The sequence below is a fragment of the Kribbella caucasensis genome (assembly GCF_004361855.1).
GTDB lineage: Bacteria > Actinomycetota > Actinomycetes > Propionibacteriales > Kribbellaceae > Kribbella > Kribbella caucasensis.
Genome location: NZ_SNWQ01000003.1, coordinates 16,446 through 36,101, shown reverse-complemented (window position 1 = coordinate 36,101; position 19,656 = coordinate 16,446). Strand labels below are relative to the sequence as shown.

The following is a 19,656-nucleotide window of genomic DNA, read 5'->3' as shown; positions in this document are numbered from 1 at the left end:
ATGTCACCTGTTCCCACAGGTACGACGTACCGGTGCAGGCGTTGGTTCGAGCCGGCGGATCCGGAGACGAAGCGTAACAGTGTTGCCACGCAGCGAAACCGGCCGCCCCGGCGCACCCGCGCGGAGGGAAACCCCTGCTGCGACCCGGAAACGGTGATTTTCACGCGCCTGTGATGGAACACCGGCGGCCGGATCGGATACGAACAGTCCCAGGGCCATCACGCCCTGTCTGCATCCCCCCGTCGCAGGCTTCAGTGAGGACAAAGGAATACCGCCCATGAGATTCATCCGTTCCATTGCCGTGTCCGCGATCGCCCTGAGCACAGTGCTGCTCGGTGGCAACCAGGCCCTCGCGGTCGACACAGCTGCCGAGACAGCTCCGAAGCTCGCCGCACCTGGCGCCGACTTCACCGGCATCGCCGCACTCAGCAACTGCTCCGCCTCGCTCGTCCGGTACGCCGAATCTCCTGCAACCGATCGAGCCCTGGTGCTCACCAACGGGCACTGCTACGAAGGCGGGTTCCTGGACCCGGGCCAGGTGCTGGTGAACCGTTCGACGTCCCGGTCGATCACCCTGCTCCGGCCGGATTCCAGCCGCGCCGGGACCGTCCGCGCGCGCCGGATCCTCTACGGCACGATGACCAAGACCGACATGATCGTCTACGAGGTCAACGAGACCTACGCGTCGATCAACTCCCGGCTCGGCGTCACCCCGCTGACCCTGGCCAAGCAGGGCCCCGCGAACGGCGCCGGCATGGCGGTCGTGTCCGGATACTGGAAGCGGATCTACACCTGCTCGGTGCAGGCCACGATCCCCGAGCTCCGCGAGGGCGACTGGACCTGGAAGAGCTCGATCAAGTACCAGCAGCCGGGTTGCGAGACGATCGGCGGCACGTCGGGATCACCGGTGGTGAGCACCTCCACCGGTGAGGTGATCGGCGTCAACAACACCGGTAACGAGGACGGCGAGCGGTGCACGGTGAACAACCCGTGCGAGGTGGATGAACAAGGCAACATCACGGTCGACCAGGGTGCGGCGTACGGGCAGCAGACCTGGTGGCTCTACACCTGCCTGACGGCGTCCCGCACGATCGATCTGAACAAGGCCGGCTGCCAATTGGCCAAGCCGGCGGCCCGGCACTGACCGTCCGGTAGCCGATCACAGTCGTGGTACGGCGACCGCTCGGTCGGTCGCCGTGCCACTGCTGATCGGGTATGGTCGCCGCCCATGGCAGTCGACTCGTCAACGCCCCCTCTGGCCGCAGCGAACCCCTGGCAGAACCCGCTGGGGGTGAGAACCCGTCTGGTGGCCGCCAGCGCTCTGATGCTGTTCCTCGAGCTCGCGCTGATCCGCTGGACCGGGTCGAACGTGGTCCACCTGAGTTACTTCTCGAACTTCGTGCTGCTCGGCTCGTTCCTCGGGATCGGGATCGGCATCCTCCGGTCCGGCCGGGCGAAGCGGCTGCCGTACTACTCCCCCGTGATGCTCGGCCTGCTGGTCGCGGTGATCGCCTGGAAACCGGTGACGGTGAACCGGTCCGGCGACAATGTCATCTACTTCACCAGCCTGGACACCAGCGGACCGCCCACCTGGGTCATCCTGCCGATCGTCTTCATCGCCGCGGCCATCGTCCTGGCCGGGCCGGCCGAACTGGTCGGGCGGTGCTTCGCCGAGTTGCCGCGCCTCACGGCGTACCGGTTCGACCTGATCGGCAGCCTGGCCGGAATCGTGACGTTCACGCTGCTGTCGTTCCTCGGGGCGCCGCCGGTGTGGTGGGGCCTGCTGGTCACGCTCGGCTTCCTCGTGCTGATGGTCCCGCAGCCGCGGGTGACGGCCGCCGTGCTGACCGGTGCGCTGGTGCTCACGCCGCTGGCGGTGATGGTCGGCGTGCTGTTCCACGAATCCACCCGCCCGGAGAACAGCTGGTCGCCGTACTACAAGGTGCAGACGTCCTCGTTCGAGTGGCAGAACACGCCGTTGCTGACGATCACGGTGAACGGCGTACCGCATCAGCAGGCGATCCCGGCGGAGAAGCGGCTGCAGTGGGAACCGCAGTACGGGCTGCCGTACCAGCGTGCGGTGGCCGGCAAGGCGCCGAAGAACGTGCTGATCATCGGCGCCGGGTCCGGCACCGACGTGGCCGTTGCCCTGCGCAACGGTGCCGAGCACGTCGACGCCGTCGAGATCGACCCGCGGATTCGCGACATCGGCCGCGAGCGGCACCCGGACCACCCGTACCAGGACCCGCGGGTGACGTCGCACATCGACGACGGGCGGGCGTTCCTGTCCCGGACGGACAAGAAGTACGACCTGATCCTGCTGGCGCTGCCCGACTCGCTGACACTGGTGAACGGCGCGAGCTCGCTGCGGCTGGAGAGCTACCTGTTCACCGAGCAGGCGTTCAAGAGCGCGCGGGAACACCTGGCGCCGGGCGGCGCGTTCGCGATGTACAACTACTACCGCGAGACCTGGCTGATCGACCGGCTCGCGTCGACGGCACAGAAGGCGTTCGGGCACGTGCCGTGTGTGGACAAGGTGGGTGACGATCTGCAGCAGGCCGTGGTCACGGTCGGGCTCACCGAGGCGGACCAGTCCTGCGCCACCGCATGGGCCGGACCGACCGCGATCACGCCGCCGCCGGCCACGGACAACCGGCCGTTCCTGTACCTGTTCACCGACCGGATCCCGTCGCTGTACCTGATCACGCTCGGGCTGATCCTGGTGGCCGGGGTGATCGGGGTCGGGATCGCGGGCGGCGGCTCGTCGTACCGGCGGATGCGCCCGTACGCCGACCTGTTCCTGCTCGGCGCCGGATTCATGCTGCTGGAGACGAAGAGCATCACCGGATTCGCGTTGCTGTTCGGTACGACGTGGGTGGTCAACGCGATCGTGTTCGCGGGCGTGCTGGTCGCCGTCCTGGCCGCGGTCGAAGTGACCAGGCGGTTCAAGACACCACCGTTGAAGACCATGTACGTCGTGTTGTTCGGTGGGTTGCTGCTGAGCTGGGTCTTCCCGGACGGCTGGCTGCTCTCGATGCCGATCGGGTTGCGGGCGCTGGTCGCGGTGCTGATCGCGTTCCTGCCGATCTTCGCGGCGAACGTGATCTTCGCCAAGCGGTTCACCGACACCGCCGACGGCACCGCCAGCTTCGGCGCCAACCTGCTCGGCGCGATGCTCGGCGGCTGCCTCGAGTACGCCGCCCTGCTGATCGGCTTCGACGGCCTCCTGATCGTCGCCGCTCTCCTGTACGCCGGCGCCTTCCTCCTCCGCCCGAAGCAAGTCGCCGTGAGGTAGGCGATGGCCGACCTCACGGAGTACTACCGCGAGCGTGCGCCGGAGTACGACGCCGTTTACGCCAAGCCCGAACGTGCACACGACTTGGGCCGGCTCCGATCGGCGCTGGTTGACCTCGTTGCCGGGAAATCCGTGCTGGAGGTGGCCGCTGGGACCGGGTACTGGACGGCCGCGCTGTCGACCTCGGCGCGGTCGATCCTCGCGACCGACGTCAACGAGGAGACGCTCGCGATCGCCCGGACCCGCCAGCTCGGTCCCGCCGAGGTTCGGTTTCAGCCGGCCGACGTATACCGGCTCGACACGATCCCTGGTGAGGTCGAGGTGATCTTCGCCGGGTTCTTCTGGTCGCATGTACTGCGTGCGGACATCCCGCGCTTCGCCAACGGGCTGGCCGAGCGCGTCGGGCCTGGCGGACTGGTGGTGCTGGCCGACAACCGATACGTCGAGGGCAGCAACTACCCGATCACGCGGACGACGGATGCCGGTGATACTTACCAGGCGAGGAGACTCGCGGACGGGCGCGAGTACGAAGTACTGAAGAACTTCCCCACTAAGGACCAACTGCTCGCCGACCTCAGTCCAGTTGCCGCCGAGATCCAGTACGAGGAGCTCACCTACTTCTGGCTGGCAAGCTGCCGCAGCCGCTAGGGCCTTGAACAACATCGCGGGACCTCGGACATGACACAAACCTGTCCGAGGTCCCGTGATGTTGTCCGAGGTGCGGCTGTCCTACTGGCGGGGCGGGTAGTCCTGCTGGCCGGGGTACGGCGGCTGATTGCCGGGGTACGGGTTGCCGGGCGGCTGCGTGGGGTACGGGGGCGGCTGGTTGCCGGGGAACGTGTTGCCGGGGAACTGGGGTGGCTGGTTGCCGGGATAGGTGTTGCCGGGCGGGTTGCCGGAGCCGGGGAAGGTGTTGCCGGGCCGGTTGGAGCGGCGGCGTTTAGTGGTGTCGACGACGAGCAGGATGACGCCGGCGATGACGAAGATGATGAAGGCGAAGACGGCGCCCAGGATGGAGAGGACGAAGGCGACGACGGACATCCTCGGGCCGACGTAGTACGTGGCGTTGGTGTCGCCGTCGGTGCAGCTGACGCTGACCGACTGCGGCGGCACCGGGTTCACCGAGCGGGCGACCACGTAGTAGGTGCGGCTGTTGAGGGTGATCGTCTCGGAGGCCGACGGCTGCTTGAGCGGGATGTCCGAGCCGCTCGCGTCCTTCGCCTCACACGGCGGCGTGAGCACCGGCTGGGAGGCGTAGACGGTGAGGCCTTCCTTCTCCAGCTGGACCGGACCGCTCTCGACCGCGGTCGGCGTCTCGGGAACGTTCTTGACGATCCGCGAGACGAAGAACCCGCTCACCGCCAGCCCGACGACGAAACAGGCGATCGCGATCCACGTCAACGTCCGGCTCCGCTGCGGCGCCGGCTGCCCTGGGTAGCTCGTCATACCAGAACGCTAACGCGCAAAGGTGGCTAGGGGATGCCAAGCAGGCGTAATCCTGCCGCGGTTGCGGCCGCGGCGACGACGACCAGGACGAAGGGCACGCGACTCCACGCCAGCACCGCACCGACCAGTACGCCGGCCGGCCGGGCGATGCCGGCGTGCGTGTGGCCGTCGGTCAGCGCGGCGGTCGCCACCAGCGCGGCGAGCAGCACGATCGCGGCCGCGCTCATCATCTGCTGGATCCGCACCGGCACCTCGAACCGCGACCGCAGCAACGGTCCCGCGATCCGCAACGAAAAGGTGCCCACGGCAAGCACCAGGATCGCGCCCAGCACCAGCATCGGATTGTTCACCGCACTCCCTCCAACTCACCCGTCCGGACCGGCCGGTAGAACAGCAGCCCCACCAACGCCATCAACACCGGCAACCCCGCCGGCAGGAAGGGGACCGCGACCAGCGCCACACCAGCTCCGATCAGAGCCGCCGTACGCGTCGCCCGATCCCGCAACGCCGGCAACACCAGCGCCATCAGGACAGCGGGGAAGGCCGCGTCCAGGCCGAACGCGTCCGTGTCGGTGATCACCGATCCGGCGAGCGCGCCGATCACCACCCCGACGTTCCAGCAGACGAAGATCCCGATCCCGCAGGCCCAGTACGCCGCCCGCTTCTGCCGCAACTCGTCCTGCCCGATGGCGAAGGCGACGTTCTCGTCGGTCATCAGGTGACTCCCCGGGAGTCGCCGCCAGCCGCTCCCGATCACATCGCTGATCGCCAGCCCGAACGCCACGTGCCGGCTGTTCACCAGCAACCCCGCGATGGTCGCGGCGATCGGACTCCCGCCGGCCGCGACGATCCCGACGAACAGGAACTGCGACGCCCCGGCGAACACCAGCAGCGACAGCACCACCGGCACCCACAGGTCGAGTCCGCCGCCGACGCTGATCGCGCCGTACGAGATGCCGACGACGCCGTCGGCCAGGCAGACCAGCGCGATGTCCCGGGCCAGACCGCGATCCAATGTTCGCCAAATCGAACGCATGGGTTTTATGATGAACACCAAGCACTGCGTTCGTCAAGCCGAACAAGTGGACCGATGGAGCGAACAGGCATGCAGAATGACCGGGGTGGTGGGGTGGGAAAGGAATCAAGTGGAGCGCCTCTCGATGTGATCGCGGGATCGCTGCGAAGGGAACGGGCCCGGACCGGCCTGTCCCTCACCGAGGTGGCGAAGCGGGCCGGCGTGGCCAAGTCGACCCTGTCCCAACTGGAGTCCGGCACCGGCAACCCCAGTGTGGAGACGCTCTGGGCGCTCTGCGTGGCGCTCGGGATCCAGTTCGCCGACCTGATCGACCCACCCCGGCCCACGGTCCAGGTGATCCGGGCGAACGAGGGCCCGGCGATCCACTCCGAGCGCGCCGACTACAGCGCCACCCTGGTCGCGTCCTGCCCGCCGAACGCCCGTCGCGACATCTACCGGATCACCGTCGCCCCCGGTCCCGGCCGCGAATCGCAGCCGCACATGCCCGGCACCGTCGAGCACGTCATCCTCAGCACCGGCCGCGCCCTCATCGGCCTGATCGGCGACCCGGTCGAGCTCAACCCCGGCGACTACATCGCCTACCCGGGCGACCTCCCCCACCTCTTCCAGGCACTCGCCCCCGACACCACCGCCGTACTGATCTCGGAAACCTCTTAAGCAGGGAGCTTGCGGCCGACGGCGCCGGCGATGCATTCCTCCACCTGGTTGAGCGGAGTCACCCGGGGGCCGTCCGGCCACCACTCGTCGCACAGGACCAGGCCTGGCTCGATCAGCTCCTGCCCGGGGAACATCGCCCGGATCTGCTCATAGGTGCGGAACACCCCGCTGCCCATCGGGCTGTGGGTGAACTTCTCCTCCATCTTCCGGGCGATCTCCGAGTGCTCCGGCGTCTGCGGGTCCAGGAAGTGCGCGATCACCGTGTACGACCCGGGCACCACCGCATCGACGTACTGCTGCATCAGTTCGGTCGAGTCTTCGCCGAGGTAGTGGTGAAGCGTCCCGTTCTGGATCACCGCGATCGGCTGGTCGAAGTCGAGGAACTCCCGCACCTCCGGCGTCCCGAGCACCTCGTCGGGGTCGAAGATATCGGCGCTGATGAACAGGGTCTGGTCGTTCTCCTGCAGCAGCGCGCGGCCGTGGGCGAGCACCACCGGGTCGTTGTCGATATAGAGCACCCGGGCGTCCGGCTGCAGCCGCTGGACCACCTGGTGGGTGTTCTCCGCGGTCGGCAGGCCGGAGCCGCAGTCCAGGTACTGCGTGATCCCGGCCTGGCCGGCGAGGAACCGGCAGGCCCGGGTCAGGAAATTCCGGTTCGACCAGGCCAGATCCTTCACCTGCGGGGCCACCGTGGCGACCTGGCGGAGCACCTCGCGGTCGACCTCGTAGTTGTCCTTGCCGTTCAGCGCGGCGTCGTACACGCGGGCAATGCTGGCCCGGGTGGTGTCCACGCCGACTGGGACCGAGCTGGGCGCCACGGTGGGCTGGTGCATTGAGACCTCGCTGGGGACGTAGCGGCTGTCGACCCGAGCTTATCCATATCGGAGGCTCCTCATCACGCCGAGTAGCGGGTCGCGACTCGGCAACCGGCCACCTGACGTGAAAAGATCTGTGCTGAGGACGCGATTTGCCGATGGGGAGGCGGAGCGGTGACCGAGGAGCCGGGCACGCCGGGCGGGCCTACCGCCCTGCGGATCATGCTCGGCGCCCACCTGCGCCGGATGCGCGAGGAGGCAGGGATCAGCCGGGCCGACGCCGGCTGGGCGATCCGCGGTTCGGAGTCGAAGATCAGCCGGCTCGAGCTCGGCCGGGTCGGGTTCAAGCCACGCGACGTCGGCGACCTGCTCACCCTCTACGGGGTGACCGATCCGGCCGAGCGGGCGCGGCTGCTCGACCTCGCCCAGCAGGCCAACAACCCCGGCTGGTGGCAGCGGTACGACGACCTCACGCCGACCTGGTTTCACTCCTACCTCGGGCTGGAGGAGGCGGCCAGCCTGATCCGTACCTTCGAGGTCCAGTTCGTCCCCGGCCTGCTGCAGACCCCGGACTACGCCCGCGCGGTCACCCAGCTGGGACACGCCGAGGCGCCGCTGCCGAAGGCCGAGGTGGACCGGCTGGTCGCGCTCCGGCTGGCCCGGCAGCGAATACTCACCCGCGGCCGCGCGACCAGACTCTGGGCGATCGTCGACGAGGTCGTGCTGCGCCGGGCGATCGGTGGTCCGCGGGTGCTCCGCGACCAGCTCGAACACCTGCTGGAGCTGTCCAGCCGATCGAACATCACCCTGCAGGTGATCCCGATCGACCGCGGCGGGTACGTCGCGACCGGCGGCGCGTTCAGCCTGATGCGGTTCGCCGACACCGACCTGCCCGACGTCGTCTACATCGAGCACTTGACCAGCGCGGTCTACCTGGACAAGCGCGAAGAGGTCGACAAGTACGTCGTCACCATGGACGCCCTGTCCATCGCCGCCGGCACCCCGCGCGAAACCGAGGACCTGCTCAAGAACATCATCAAGTCCCTGCCGTAGCAGCCCAGAGGTCCGGCCGCGCCACGGCCAGAAGCGTGACCGGAACGGCGGTGGCTGATTCCGCCGCCCAGAGCCGGCGGCTGGCGTCGACATCCAGACTGACCCTGACGAACGACCCGGGCGGCGATCCTCCACCTCCGGCAAACGCACTCGCCAGCACCGCGACGAGCAGGAGCGGCAGCAGCAAGACCCGGATCAGCATGGCCCATGGCGCCCAGTTGCCCACCCGGCCACCGTCCTTCAGCCGGACGAGCTGCGTACCGGTCAGCACAGCGCCCAGGGCCCGGCCGTTGCCGTAGAACAACCCGTACGCCAGGGGAACCCCGAACGGCAGCCCGAGCAGGGCGAGCGCCGATGCCCCGTTGCCGAGGTCCGCCTGGCGGTCTATCAGCCCCAGCGCAACGAGCCCGATCCCCACACCGAACACGACCACCACGAAGTCCACCAGCCAGGCCAGGAACCACGCCCACTGCCCGGCGCGCACATACCGACGCCCGTCCCCGAACGGCTCGACTCGCTTGGCAACCTGCGTCCCCAGGACGCTCACCGGATCCACGTATCGATTCACGACAACTTGCCCCGGATGAACTCGCATCGGTCTGTCCCTACTGGCCGTAGGCATGGGCGGTCCAGCCGAGGGAGCCGAGAGAGCCGCCCTTGATGTCCGTGCCGACCCAGTCCGTCTTCTTGGCGTCGAAGCGCACGGAGGCAGTGCCGGCGGCGGTGATCCCGAGCAGGGGCCGGCCGTTGGGATGGGCGTCGCAGTAGCCGGTGCTGAGGCTGGTGAACGATGCCCAGCCGCTCGAGCGCAGTACCGACGAGTTGATCGTCGTCGGAGTGGCGCGGTTGATCCGCCATTCCTTGAGCTCGCCGTTGGCCTTGGTGCCGATCAGCACGTCCACGGTGCCGGTGCCCGTACCGCCGGTGCGCTCGTAGGTCAGGGTGTTGACCTTGTCCCAGCCGGTACCGGCCAGCTTCACCGGTGACGTCAGGGTGGGAGCACCGTCTGAGGAGGAGGACTGCGTGTAGCGATAGAGCGAAGTGCCCACGACCCGGTAGAGGTACGGCCATCCATGCGCAAGGATGCGCGTACCTCCGAACCCCGCCCTGACCCGGGTGGAGGTGTTCTTCGTGATCTTCCAGGAGCCGTCGATCAGCTCGCCCCGACGGCTCAGCAGGTAGATGTAGCCATCGGTCGGATGGGCGGCGAACTCGCTGCTGTTGAAGGCAGTGTCGTCGCCGCTTGCGCCGATCTGCTGATGCGCCGATGGCACCCAGCCAAGCTTGTCGTTGGCATAGGCCTTAGTACTGGTCAGCCTGTCGCTGTACACGTAGGTGAGCCGCTGACCGTCGGAGCGGTACGCCGCAGTGGACACACTGCAGTCCGCGGGAACATCACTGAGCGCCGCGGACGCCGGCCGGGCGGTCCCGACGACTCCGGCCACGACGAGACCGGTCGCGACAACGGTCAGCGCCGCCGCAACAGCCACGATGGACTTGCGCATAATGGGAGATCCTCCAAAAAGGGTTCGAATTGGCGGGATTTCTTCGGTCGCCGTGGTGCATTTTAGGGAATGTCGACGACGGCGCGCTGCCCGTACCTCACCCGTACCAAAACGGCGCGGATTGCCGCTTGCGCAAGGCAAATCTCTGCACTAGCGTTCGGGCCGAACCAATCAGCTGATTCACCGGAATGTCCCGGCAGTCTCATGAATTCGGATTGGAGCACTCATGAAATTCCTCAAGAAATCAGTTCTCGCTATTCTGGGGGTACTCGCGATCATGCTGGCGGTGTCCGCGCCGACCGCTCAGGCCAACGCGGAGACCGCATCCACCGGCGCACCAGCCGCCATCCTGGACATGGGCCAGATCGCCGAAGATGTCGACCTGGCGTGGGACGAGGAGAAGCAGGCGTTCCTGGCTGCGTGGGAGTGCTCCAGCGGCTTTGTCTGCTTCTTCTCCGGCTCGGGTGGAACCGGCAAAAGGTGCGCATGGTCGGGCGCCGACGACAACTGGCTGGCAGGCACCGTCACCTGCTCCTGGGCCAGGAGCGACAGCGTCGAGTCGGTGCGCAACAACGGCACCAGCACCGCCTTCAACGGCGTCCGCTACTACACCAGCATCAACTACCAGACCTCGGTCGGCTGTATTCCCCGCGGCGCCCAGGGCACGCTCAACACATCCCGCCTGCTCCGTTCACACAAGTGGGAAAGCGGCTCGTGCGGCTGAATCCCGGCGCAGCGCGAACCGCAGGCCAATTGATGACAGAATGACGGGTATCCGGCACCTTTAGCGGTCATCCAGACCGCCGCTGGAATTGCTCGGCCGGGACATTCCCGGCCGAGCATTTCCGCCCAGTACCCACATCCGTGACACCTCGGAGCCCGTAAGATACTCAGCGTGCCCGGATGGTCGCAGGACAGCTCACCCGGCACCCGGCATGCCCAGGGAGCGGGAGGCCAGTTCGGTGAGCTGCTGCGTACACTTCGCCGGCACGCCGGAGTGACGCAACAGGAGCTCGCCGACCGGGCAGGCCTCAGCGCGGGGGCGATTCGCGACCTGGAACAGGGCAGGACCAAGAGCCCGAAGCGGGACTCGATCGCGGCCATCGCGGCCGCCCTGGCGCTGAGTGGACACGATGCGGGTCTTCTCCATGCCGCCGCCAAGGCGCACCGATTCGTCACCGCTTCGATCGCCGGCACCGCCGGACCGCTGCGCGTCGATGTCCTCGGCCCGCTCGAGGTCCGGCACGGCGACGTCCCGGTGCGCGTCAGCTCCGGTCCGCAGCGCATCTTGCTGGCCCGGCTCGCCCTTGCCGCGGGTACGACGGTCAGTCAGGACGAACTCATCGATCTCCTCTGGCCGCGCGGTGTACCCCGAAACGCCGTGAATCTGCTGCACACCCGGGTCGCCAGGCTGCGACGGCTGCTGGAGGACGGCAGGTCGACCAACCCGGTGGTCGTCGGCGGCCGTGCCGGCTACAGGCTGGCACTGAGCACCGGCGACGTCGACCTCGTCACGTTCCGCGACCTCATTGCGCAAGCAGCGAGCGCCGAACCAGAGGCGGCGTTGGCGAAGCTTGCGGATGCTGTAGCACTGTGGCGTGGCGATACCGATGTGGAGCCGATGGCGGCCAACCCGCTCTACATAGCGGTCTCCAACGAGTACACGGCCGCCGTCCGGGCCTTCGCCGCGCTGGCGCGTGACCTTGGCGAGCCGGAACAGGCGCTGGAACCACTGCGAAACCTGACCGCGCGGCACGAACTTGACGAGCCGCTGCACGTCGAGCTGATCCAGTCCCTGGCCGCGTGCGGTCGGCAGGCCGAGGCCCTCGCGGCGTACGACCGGATCCGGTCCGCGCTCGCCGAGCAGCTCGGCATCGACCCAGGCGAGCGGCTACGCGCGGTTCATCTCGAGGTGCTCCGGCAGCAGAGCGGGTATCCAGCGCAACCAGCAGAGCGAGTGGTCATCCAGCAAGCTCCGTCCGCACCGCCGGACTTCGTCGGCCGCACGGACGAGCTGGCGACGATCTGTACGGCGCTCGGCCGGCCGGGCGCCCTCTCATCCCGAGTCGTCCTGATCAACGGCATCGCCGGGGTCGGCAAGACCGCCTTGGCCCTGAACGCCGCACACCAGCTCCGCGCGGAGTATCCGGACGGCCAGCTCTACGCCGACCTGCGCGGCAGCGACGCGACGACCCCTGCGCCGATCCAGGTCCTCGGCCGCTTTCTTCGCGCGCTCGGAGTACCCGGCCGGCGAATCGGCACCGACGAAATCGAAGCGGCCGCCCTGCTCCGCAGCGAGCTCGCCGACCGCCGGATGCTGGTATTGCTCGACAACGCACAGGATGCGGCTCAGGTACGACCGCTGCTGCCGGGGGCCGGGCGCAGCGACGTGATCGTGACGAGCCGACGGCGGCTGCCGGACCTGGCCACCGTCGGCGTCGTGAACCTCGAGCCTCTCCCCCGGGACGATGCCGTCTCGCTGATCAGCTCGACCGCGAGAAGGCATCGACTCGATGCCGACCCAGAAAATGTGCGGGCGCTCGTGGAAGCCTGCGCCCGGCTTCCGCTCGCCCTGCGCATCGCCGGCGCGCGGCTCGCCACCCGGCGGGAGTGGACGGTCGCCGACCTGGCCCGCCGGCTGGACGACGGCAACCAGCGGCTCACCGAGCTCAGCCTTGGCGAGTCCAGCGTGCTCAACAGCTTCCAGCTCAGCTACGCCGACCTGGACTCCGATGCCCAGCGGGCCTTCCGGCTGTGCAGCCTGCACCCCGGCGACGACTTCAGTGTCGACAGCACGAGCATCCTGCTCGAGCTACCCAAGGCCGAAGCCGATCAGATCCTGGAAGACCTCCTCGAGGCCAACATGCTCATGCAGCACGCGCAGAACCGCTACCGGTTCCACGATCTGCTCGGCCTCTATTCACATCGGCTTCTCGCGGAGGACTCCGAAGGGGAGGCTGCGCGGGCCCGGCTGTATTCCTGGTACGCCGAGGCGGTGACAGCCGCGATGAACTGGGTGAATCCGCACCTCGTGCGGCTCGGCGTCCATCCCGAACCGGCCGCCTTCTTCAACACGGAAACCGCGGCCCTCGACTGGCTCGACGACGAACTGCCCGCCTTGCTGGCGGTCGTGCAGGATACGGCGCAGTCCGGCGACGGGCCGCTGTCCTGGCGAATCGCCGACCAGCTCCGGGGATACTTCCTGATTCGCAGGGATGCCGACGGTTGGCTACCGGCGGCCCAGGCAGGGATGGCTGCCGCCACCGCGGCCGGTGACGACATCGCGCAGGTCGCGATGTTGATCAACCGCTGCCAGGCGTTGGGAGCGGTTGGACGGGACGAGGACGCACTGTCCGACGGTCTCGCCGGCCATACCCTTGCGCTGGCCGTAGGCCGCACCACAGCCGCTGCCTATCTGGCTCACCAGGTTGGGTGGCTTCAGCTGGAGCGGGGCAAGCTGGGCGACGCCGACCTGTGGATGCGGCGTGCCCTCGAACTGACCGAAGACGATCAGCACGGCCACGTCCGCTCCATCGCGCTCAACAGTCTCGGCATGACGCGCCTCTACCAGGGCGATCTGCGGGAGGCGGCCGACCTGTTCGAATCCGCGCTGCAGATCAACGAGACCGGCCGGGAGGTAGCCGCGCTCACCACCTGCGGCAACCTGGCGAGCGCCTTGCGGCAGTTGGGCGAAGCCGACCGTGCGGCCGGCCTGCTCAGCAACGTAATCGAGGCCTATCAGCGCCGCTCGTACCTCCGCGGCGAGCTGTCCACGCTGGACGAGTGGGCACGGTTGTACAGCCAGCGCGGAGACGGAACCGCCGCGCTGCAGGCGGCCCTGCGAGCGCACCACCTCGCGAACGTCGTCCGTGACCCGAAGGCTCAGGCCCAAACCGCCTCGACCGTCGCACAGGCCCACCTCACCCTCGGCGACGCTCCCGCCGCCATGGAGTGGATCGAGGACTGCCTCACGATCGCGCGCGGCACCTACCCGTACCTCGAAGCCGAGGCTCTGATCACCTTGGCCGCTGCGCTGCACGACACCGGCGACGCTACGTCCGCGACCAAGGCCGCCGAACAGGCCGTGTCGATCGCCGTCTCCTGCGGTTTCCGTCTGCTCGAGGCTCAGGCCACCACCGTCGTCCCGCTTCGGGCTTGATCCCGACCAGTGGCTCTCAGTGTGGGGGTTGGGCTGAGGCCCTCTGGTACATGTGGGCGAACTCGGTGCGGAACTGGGGGCGTTCGGTGATTTCGGTGGACCAGGGGATGACGACTTCGACCGGATCGGCGTCGGGGACGGTGGCTTCGAACGTGGCGCCGGTGGGGGTGACGGTGGTGAGGCGGACCGAGGTGGCGTCGGGGCGGGCGCCGAGCACTCGGACGATCTCGAGGGAGTGCTCGGCGTGGTCCTCGTTCATGTGGCGGAGGACCGCGGCGACGATGTCGGGCGTGAACGGGTCGGTCATGCGTTCATTCTCCGGCGACGAGTGAGCAGGACTGTTGCGGCGCCCGCGAGGAGCAGGACGGTTCCTCCGACGGCCAGCCAGAGTGAGCTTCCGCCCGTACTGGCCAAGGCGCCGCTTGGCTTGGTGTTCACGTCTGTGACCGGCGGTTCGGACGACGAGGTCGCCGATGCCGTTGGGGCCGGGGTCGGCGACGCACTCGGGGTGAGCGTCGGGGTGGGCGTAGGTGTCGGAGTAGGCGTGGGGGTTGGTGTCGTTGCCGGGGCTACCGAGAAGGTGGTGGCGGCGAGGATGCCCGCGCCGGCCGACAGGGTCAGGGTGTGCTTACCGGTCGCGAAGCCGGCCGGCACCGTCCAGGTGAAGGAGACCTTGCCCGCCGCGTCGGCAGTCTGCTCCCCCAACCCCGTCGACGCCTGCCTGGCCGCGGCTGCCGACGCGCCGGCTGCGGTGAACTGCAGTGGCACCCGTACGTCGAATGCACGGTTCCCCGTCGACCGGTGATCCGTCCGGAGATAGAGCACGCATCCGTTTGGTGCTTCGGCGCAGTCGGTGTGCTCATCGGCCGACACCACCTGCAGGGTGCTCCGCGCGACCAGGTCGGCCCCGACCGGAACCACCAGATCCTCCGACCCGGCGTACGGGAAGTTCGTGATCCACTGGGAGAAGCCGGACTCCCCGGTCATGTCGATGCCGCCGATCGCCGGAGACGCCTGCTGGCCGGGTCCGTTGTCGACCGCGGTCAGCAGGTAGAACCCACTCGGCGCCGCCGCGGTGTTCGCCTGGCTGTTGCGAAGCCCGCTGACCCGGACGGCAAGTCGCGCACCGTCCGCCACAACCAGCTTGCCATCGGCAACCGGTCGCGCTGCTGGTCGGGGCCAGCGTCGCGTTCTCCGGCATCATCGGCTTCGTCGGACTCGTCGTACCGCACCTGATCCGGATGATCGCCGGGCCCGGTCACCGGTTGTTGCTCCCGGCAAGCGCATTGGCCGGCGCCGTACTGGTGATCTGCGCGGATCTGCTGGCCCGCACGCTGATCCGGAACGCCGACCTGCCGATCGGCATGATCACCTCGCTGGTCGGCGCGCCGTTCTTCTTCTGGCTGTTGCGCAGGACCAGATCGCGGCAAGGAGGCTGGGGATGAGACGCCGGCCACCAAACCGACTCGGCACCGGTACGACGATCGCCCAGGTCCGCGATCTCCGGGTGACCCTCGGCGGCGCGCTGATTCTCGACGGCGTCACGCTGCCCGTTCGCACCGGCGAAGTCCTCGCCCTGGTCGGACCCAACGGCGCGGGCAAGTCGACCCTGCTGAACGCACTCTGCGGCGACGTCCCCTGGCAGGGCGAGGTGTGCCTGTACGGCGAACCGCTGGACCACTGGTCCCAGGTGGAGATGGCGATGCGCCGGGCCGTGATGTTGCAGCAGGCAATGATCTCGTTCCCGTTCACCGTCGGCCACATCGTCGCGATGGGCCGGGCGCCGTGGATCGGGACCGAAGCCGAGGAACAAGCTGATGAGGCCGTCCGTACCGCGTTGACGCTGGCGGACGTGGTTTCGTTCGTCGATCGGGTCTTCAGCTCGTTGTCCGGCGGTGAACGCGCTCGGGTCTCACTCGCCCGGGCTCTTGCCCAACGCACCCAACTGCTGCTGCTGGACGAACCGACCGCGGCCCTCGATCTCCACCACCAGGAAGACGTTCTCCAGCTCGCTCGGAGCCGTGCGGCCGAAGGGGATGCCGTGGTCGTTGTCCTGCACGACCTGAACCTGGCGGCCGGTTATGCCGATCAGGTGGCCGTCCTGTCGCGGGGCGCGCTCGCGGCGTACGGGCCGCCCCGCGTCGTACTGACCGCTCCCCTGCTGAGCAAGGTGTACCAGCATGATGTCGAGGTCTGGCCGCATCCCGCGACCGGTGAGCCGGTGATCCTGCCGAAGCGAGGATGACGGTTCAGGCCTGCCAGGTCCAGCGGCCGCCGAGCATGGTGGCATGCACTTCGGTGGTACGCAGTTCGGCCGCGGTTGCCCTGGCCGGGTCGTTGTCGAGGACAACAAGATCCGCGGGCGCACCCTCCTGCGGAGTACGACCGCCCTTGGTCGAGGCGTCCAGGGCCGCTGCGACCGGGATCTCCTGCTCTGGGTGCCAGGATTCGCGATCGTCGTCGCTGCGATGGACGGCCGCGGCGATGGAGAGCCAGGGGTCGAGCGGTGCGACCGGCGCGTCCGAGCCGAGTCGCAGATCGGCCCCGGCAGCGAGGAGTCCACCGAAGGCGAAGGCGCGGTCGGTGCGGCCGGCCCAGTGCTTATCTGCAACATCGCGATCGTCGAGGGCGTGCACCGGCTGCACGCTGGCGGCCACCCCGAGCTGCCGGAATCGCGGGAAGTCGGCCGGCGAGATCAGCTGCGCGTGCTCGATACAACCACCGCAGCCCAGCTTCTCGAAGGCGTCCAGGACGAGCGAGTTGGCGTGGTCGCCGATCGCGTGGATCGTGCTGGTGATCCCGTGGTCGAGGGCGCGACTCATCAACGGCACCAGCACCGCCGGCGGTACGACGAGCAGGCCGTGCGGGTCCTCGTCGAGTCCCGGGTACGGGTCGTGGCAGTACGCCGTCCGGGTGTTCAGCGATCCGTCGGTCAGCACCTTCAACGGGCCCATCGTGACCAGGCCGTCGGTGCCCTCGATGACGTCACCGGTCCGCAGGCCCTGGTCGATCGCCCCGTCGAGGTTCTCGGGGTAGACGCTGCACTCAACCCGGAAGTCGCGGATGGCGGCGTCGTACCGGGTACGCCAGACGTCGGTGTTGCGGGCGTTCTCCAGCTCGACGATTCCGACGATTCCACGGGAGGCCGCCGTACGGGACGCCTCGGCGACGAGACCGGTCACCGCGTCGCGCGCGGTCGCCTGCATCAGGCTCATCACCGCGGCGAACTCGGTCTCTCGCAGCAGGCCGCTCGGCCGATCGGTCGCGCCGACCTTGCGCAATGCCGCGCTGTTGAGCCAGCCGCAGTGCAGATCGCCGCTGGCCAGGGCCACCGGGATGTCGCCGGACACGTCGTCCAGCAAGGACTTCAGCGGTTTGTCCGGCCAGAGCCCGTCGCGGAACCCGTACCCGAGCAGCGCCGTACCGGCTGGTGGTGGGTTGGTGGCGAGCCGGTCCCGGACGCGGTCGACGACCTCCCCCGCGGACGTCGTACCGGACAGATCGAGGTGCTGACGGGCCAGCGCCCATTGCTGGAAGTGGACGTGGTGGTCCCACAGACCGTTCATCAGGTAGCGGCCGTCGTAGTCGACCACCTGGGCGTCGCTGATGTCCTGCAGGCTGCCGGCCGGCCGCACGCTGCGAATGGTTCCGTCGGTGACGAGGACGTCGACCAGGGTGTCCTGCGCGGGGTCGCCGGCCCGGACGAGACGGACACGAGTCAGCAGAGTGTCGTCAGGTGCTGAAGTCATGCGCCCAACTCTGCGGACGAATCGGGCCACGGTGCTCGGTGCTGAGCACGGAACTGACCAGCCGAAGTTGTGGCCTGGCACGAACCGCCCCGGACCGGGGTCTCCGATACTCGGATGGTCGAGCAACCGAACGGAGCGCCTGTGTACGTCGACCCGGACTACGTCGAACCCGACCTGGACGAGGTGGCCCGGCTGATCGAGGCCCAGCCGTTCGCGACCCTGATCACCGACGAGCCGGAGCTGCGGATCGCCCATGTCCCGGTCCAGTTGCGCAGGCCCGCGGCGGATGAGCTCGAGATCGCCGCGCATGTGGCCGGCCAGGATCCGTTCGCCGAGTCGATCCGGTTGGGCGCGCAGGTGTTGGTCAGCGTGGTTGGTCCGTCGGTATACGTGACGCCTTCGTGGTACGCCAGCCGCGGGCTGCCGACGTACAACTTCGTCGCGATCGAGCTGCGCGGCCGGGCGGTCCCGCTGACCGATCCGGAGGCGGTCCGGGCGCACCTGATGCGGCTGGTCGCGGACCACGAACGCGGTCTGCATCCGGACGAGTCGAAGGCCCGCTGGAAGGTTGACGACTGGGCCCGGGACCGGACCACCGAACTGCTGCCGGAACTGCAGGCGTTCACGATGAAGGTGCAGACCGTGACCGCGAAGGTGAAGATGGGACAGAACCGGACCGCCGGCGACCGGGTCGGCGTGATGACCGCACTGCAGGAGTCGTCCCGCGGCGATCACCAGGTGGTCGAAGAGCTGATGCGGGCCCGGTACGACGGTGACGGTCTGCCGCATTCTGGAGGGAGCGACGGATGACGACGTACGACGTGGCGGTGGTCGGGGCAGGCGCGATGGGTTCCGCCGCTGCGCGGGCCTTGGCTGCGGCGGGGCGCGAGGTCGTCGTACTGGAGCAGTACCACCTCGGGCATACGCGCGGCGGGTCGCATGGCGGGACCAGGCTGTTCCGGCTCGCCGTGGACGATCCGGAGACCCTGCGGCTGGCCGAGCGGGCGCGCGAGCTGTGGCGGGAGCTCGAGGCTGAGTCGGGCGAGACGTTGCTCGAGATCACCGGCGGGCTGGATCACGGGGTGGATCAGGGCACAGTCGAGACCTTCTCCGACCTGTTCGGCGGACAGGGCATCGAGCACGAAGTTTTGGATCCGGACGAGGCCGCCGAACGCTGGCCGGGGATGCGATTCGAGTCGCGGGTGCTCTTCCAGCCTGGTGCGGGACGGTTGTACGCCGATCGCACGGTGCAGGCGCTGCAGACGGTGGCCGCGAGCCTCGGAGCGGAGTTCCGGCCGCATTCGCCGGTGAAGGCGATGCGCGTCGTCACGGCCGGCGACGGTTACGGGGACGGGCTGGTCGAGCTCGGTCTGCCTGGCGGTGCGGTCCGGGCACGTCAGGTGGTCGTCACGATCGGCCCGTGGGCGCCGAAGCTGCTCGCCGGGCTGGTCGCACTGCCGCCGCTGCGGATCACGCAGGAGCAGCCCCGGTTCTTCACCCCCGTCTCGGCCGGATTGGCGTGGCCGAGCTTCGTGCACTGGCGGCGCGGCTCAGGGCTGCTGGGGTCGGCGGAGAGCTATGGCCTTTTCGAGTCCGGGTCCGGCGTGAAGGTCGGCCTTCACGCCACCGGGCCAGTGGTCGATCCGGACAGCCGGGACTTCGAGGTAGAACCGTCGGCCGATCGGGAATTGCTCCGGTACGTCGAGGAGTGGTTCCCCGGACTGGACCCGAATCAGTCGACCGCGATCAGCTGCCTGTACGACAACACGCCGTCGGACAACTTCGTCATCGACCGGGTCGGCCCGATCAGCGTCGCCACCGGATTCTGCGGCCAGGGGTTCAAGTTCGTCCCGCTGATCGCCGAGTTCCTCACCGACCTGGTCACCGGCGACGGCGCGGCCCCACCCCGGTACCAGCTCCGCAGTCACCTGTCGGATTAGG

The 19,656-nt window shown here is 68.5% G+C and carries 20 protein-coding genes; 11 read left to right on the top strand and 9 right to left on the bottom strand.

Going from position 1 to position 19,656, the window contains the following annotated elements; genetic code table 11:
- Positions 1–277: 277 nt before the first annotated feature.
- The 3 genes from EV643_RS07535 to EV643_RS07525 all read left to right on the top strand — a co-directional run bounded on the left by EV643_RS07535 (position 278) and on the right by EV643_RS07525 (position 3,943).
- Positions 278–1,144, top strand: coding sequence for a S1 family peptidase (locus EV643_RS07535; RefSeq protein WP_133799269.1), 867 nt, complete (start codon positions 278–280; stop codon positions 1,142–1,144).
- A 162-nt stretch (positions 1,145–1,306) separates the two neighbouring features.
- Positions 1,307–3,295: a spermine/spermidine synthase domain-containing protein gene (locus EV643_RS07530; protein WP_238165427.1), complete on the top strand. Its 1,989-nt coding sequence runs from the start codon at positions 1,307–1,309 to the stop codon at positions 3,293–3,295.
- A 3-nt stretch (positions 3,296–3,298) separates the two neighbouring features.
- Complete coding sequence (locus tag EV643_RS07525; protein ID WP_133799267.1) at positions 3,299–3,943, top strand: class I SAM-dependent methyltransferase; 645 nt, start codon at positions 3,299–3,301, stop codon at positions 3,941–3,943.
- An 81-nt stretch (positions 3,944–4,024) separates the two neighbouring features.
- On the opposite strand, the gene EV643_RS07520 is transcribed toward EV643_RS07525, so the two are convergent.
- From EV643_RS07520 to EV643_RS45430, 3 genes are read right to left on the bottom strand one after another with little or no spacing between them, the layout of a single operon-like run.
- A complete protein-coding gene (locus EV643_RS07520) occupies positions 4,025–4,741 on the bottom strand; it encodes a hypothetical protein (protein ID WP_133799266.1) in 717 nt (238 codons plus the stop codon).
- 26 nt (positions 4,742–4,767) lie between these two features.
- Complete coding sequence (locus EV643_RS07515) at positions 4,768–5,091, bottom strand: AzlD domain-containing protein (RefSeq protein ID WP_133799265.1); 324 nt, start codon at positions 5,089–5,091, stop codon at positions 4,768–4,770.
- A complete protein-coding gene (locus EV643_RS45430) occupies positions 5,088–5,777 on the bottom strand; it encodes an AzlC family ABC transporter permease (protein WP_133799264.1) in 690 nt (229 codons plus the stop codon). The genes EV643_RS07515 and EV643_RS45430 overlap by 4 nt, the downstream gene beginning before the upstream one ends.
- Positions 5,778–5,846: 69 nt before the next feature.
- Here EV643_RS45430 and EV643_RS07505 point away from each other — a divergent pair, with 69 nt between their 5' ends.
- Positions 5,847–6,434 (top strand): helix-turn-helix domain-containing protein, encoded by a 588-nt coding sequence (locus tag EV643_RS07505; protein WP_133799263.1) that lies wholly within the window; start codon positions 5,847–5,849, stop codon positions 6,432–6,434.
- Here the strand turns inward: EV643_RS07505 and EV643_RS07500 are convergent.
- A complete protein-coding gene (locus EV643_RS07500) occupies positions 6,431–7,267 on the bottom strand; it encodes an SAM-dependent methyltransferase (RefSeq protein ID WP_133799262.1) in 837 nt (278 codons plus the stop codon). The two genes, EV643_RS07505 and EV643_RS07500, sit on opposite strands and share 4 nt — an antisense overlap.
- Before the next feature lie 204 nt (positions 7,268–7,471).
- Between EV643_RS07500 and EV643_RS07495 the strand changes: the two genes are divergently transcribed.
- Entirely contained in the window at positions 7,472–8,302 is an 831-nt protein-coding gene (locus tag EV643_RS07495) for a Sco1979 family transcriptional regulator (RefSeq protein ID WP_133799683.1), read from the top strand.
- Here EV643_RS07495 and EV643_RS07490 read toward each other — a convergent pair.
- Together EV643_RS07490 and EV643_RS07485 are read right to left on the bottom strand one after the other, a co-directional pair.
- A complete protein-coding gene (locus tag EV643_RS07490) occupies positions 8,286–8,870 on the bottom strand; it encodes a hypothetical protein (RefSeq protein ID WP_202869439.1) in 585 nt (194 codons plus the stop codon). The genes EV643_RS07495 and EV643_RS07490 overlap by 17 nt on opposite strands.
- A gap of 37 nt (positions 8,871–8,907) precedes the next feature.
- The gene (locus EV643_RS07485) at positions 8,908–9,807 is read right to left on the bottom strand and encodes a hypothetical protein (RefSeq protein ID WP_133799261.1); all 900 of its coding nucleotides are present in this window, start codon (positions 9,805–9,807) and stop codon (positions 8,908–8,910) included.
- Between the two features lie 226 nt (positions 9,808–10,033).
- Between EV643_RS07485 and EV643_RS07480 the strand changes: the two genes are divergently transcribed.
- Positions 10,034–10,531 (top strand): peptidase inhibitor family I36 protein, encoded by a 498-nt coding sequence (locus EV643_RS07480; RefSeq protein ID WP_133799260.1) that lies wholly within the window; start codon positions 10,034–10,036, stop codon positions 10,529–10,531.
- A gap of 171 nt (positions 10,532–10,702) precedes the next feature.
- Positions 10,703–13,966, top strand: coding sequence for a BTAD domain-containing putative transcriptional regulator (locus tag EV643_RS07475; protein ID WP_133799259.1), 3,264 nt, complete (start codon positions 10,703–10,705; stop codon positions 13,964–13,966).
- Between the two features lie 16 nt (positions 13,967–13,982).
- Here the strand turns inward: EV643_RS07475 and EV643_RS07470 are convergent, their stop codons facing one another.
- Together EV643_RS07470 and EV643_RS44050 are read right to left on the bottom strand one after the other, a co-directional pair.
- Positions 13,983–14,273, bottom strand: coding sequence for a DUF2470 domain-containing protein (locus EV643_RS07470; protein ID WP_133799258.1), 291 nt, complete (start codon positions 14,271–14,273; stop codon positions 13,983–13,985).
- A complete protein-coding gene (locus EV643_RS44050) occupies positions 14,270–15,103 on the bottom strand; it encodes an LPXTG cell wall anchor domain-containing protein (RefSeq protein ID WP_166665348.1) in 834 nt (277 codons plus the stop codon). Before EV643_RS44050 ends, EV643_RS07470 begins: the two co-directional genes overlap by 4 nt.
- A 29-nt stretch (positions 15,104–15,132) precedes the next feature.
- Between EV643_RS44050 and EV643_RS07455 the strand changes: the two genes are divergently transcribed.
- Entirely contained in the window at positions 15,133–15,411 is a 279-nt protein-coding gene (locus tag EV643_RS07455) for a FecCD family ABC transporter permease (protein ID WP_370452248.1), read from the top strand.
- Entirely contained in the window at positions 15,408–16,211 is an 804-nt protein-coding gene (locus EV643_RS07450; RefSeq protein WP_133799256.1) for a heme ABC transporter ATP-binding protein, read from the top strand. The genes EV643_RS07455 and EV643_RS07450 overlap by 4 nt, the downstream gene beginning before the upstream one ends.
- A gap of 4 nt (positions 16,212–16,215) precedes the next feature.
- Here the strand turns inward: EV643_RS07450 and EV643_RS07445 are convergent, their stop codons facing one another.
- Entirely contained in the window at positions 16,216–17,715 is a 1,500-nt protein-coding gene (locus EV643_RS07445; RefSeq protein ID WP_133799255.1) for an amidohydrolase, read from the bottom strand.
- 114 nt (positions 17,716–17,829) lie between these two features.
- On the opposite strand from EV643_RS07445, the gene EV643_RS07440 reads away from it, so the two are divergent.
- Both EV643_RS07440 and EV643_RS07435 read left to right on the top strand, forming a co-directional pair.
- Positions 17,830–18,525 carry an FMN-binding negative transcriptional regulator gene (locus EV643_RS07440; RefSeq protein ID WP_133799254.1) on the top strand — a complete coding sequence of 232 codons (696 nt, stop codon included), beginning with the start codon at positions 17,830–17,832 and terminating at the stop codon, positions 18,523–18,525.
- The gene (locus EV643_RS07435) at positions 18,522–19,655 is read left to right on the top strand and encodes an FAD-dependent oxidoreductase (RefSeq protein WP_133799253.1); all 1,134 of its coding nucleotides are present in this window, start codon (positions 18,522–18,524) and stop codon (positions 19,653–19,655) included. The genes EV643_RS07440 and EV643_RS07435 overlap by 4 nt, the downstream gene beginning before the upstream one ends.
- Position 19,656: the final 1 nt, after the last annotated feature.

What these genes read in the sequence shown, in the direction of transcription:
- EV643_RS07535 (WP_133799269.1), top strand. Translation starts at nt 278, where the DNA reads ATGAGATTCATCCGTTCCATTGCCGTGTCCGCGATCGCCCTGAGCACA.
- EV643_RS07525 (WP_133799267.1), top strand. Translation starts at nt 3,299, where the DNA reads ATGGCCGACCTCACGGAGTACTACCGCGAGCGTGCGCCGGAGTACGAC.
- EV643_RS07520 (WP_133799266.1), bottom strand. Translation starts at nt 4,741, where the DNA reads ATGACGAGCTACCCAGGGCAGCCGGCGCCGCAGCGGAGCCGGACGTTG.
- EV643_RS45430 (WP_133799264.1), bottom strand. Translation starts at nt 5,777, where the DNA reads ATGCGTTCGATTTGGCGAACATTGGATCGCGGTCTGGCCCGGGACATC.
- EV643_RS07505 (WP_133799263.1), top strand. Translation starts at nt 5,847, where the DNA reads ATGCAGAATGACCGGGGTGGTGGGGTGGGAAAGGAATCAAGTGGAGCG.
- EV643_RS07500 (WP_133799262.1), bottom strand. Translation starts at nt 7,267, where the DNA reads ATGCACCAGCCCACCGTGGCGCCCAGCTCGGTCCCAGTCGGCGTGGAC.
- EV643_RS07495 (WP_133799683.1), top strand. Translation starts at nt 7,472, where the DNA reads ATGCTCGGCGCCCACCTGCGCCGGATGCGCGAGGAGGCAGGGATCAGC.
- EV643_RS07485 (WP_133799261.1), bottom strand. Translation starts at nt 9,807, where the DNA reads ATGCGCAAGTCCATCGTGGCTGTTGCGGCGGCGCTGACCGTTGTCGCG.
- EV643_RS07480 (WP_133799260.1), top strand. Translation starts at nt 10,034, where the DNA reads ATGAAATTCCTCAAGAAATCAGTTCTCGCTATTCTGGGGGTACTCGCG.
- EV643_RS07470 (WP_133799258.1), bottom strand. Translation starts at nt 14,273, where the DNA reads ATGACCGACCCGTTCACGCCCGACATCGTCGCCGCGGTCCTCCGCCAC.
- EV643_RS07450 (WP_133799256.1), top strand. Translation starts at nt 15,408, where the DNA reads ATGAGACGCCGGCCACCAAACCGACTCGGCACCGGTACGACGATCGCC.
- EV643_RS07445 (WP_133799255.1), bottom strand. Translation starts at nt 17,715, where the DNA reads ATGACTTCAGCACCTGACGACACTCTGCTGACTCGTGTCCGTCTCGTC.
- EV643_RS07440 (WP_133799254.1), top strand. Translation starts at nt 17,830, where the DNA reads ATGGTCGAGCAACCGAACGGAGCGCCTGTGTACGTCGACCCGGACTAC.
- EV643_RS07435 (WP_133799253.1), top strand. Translation starts at nt 18,522, where the DNA reads ATGACGACGTACGACGTGGCGGTGGTCGGGGCAGGCGCGATGGGTTCC.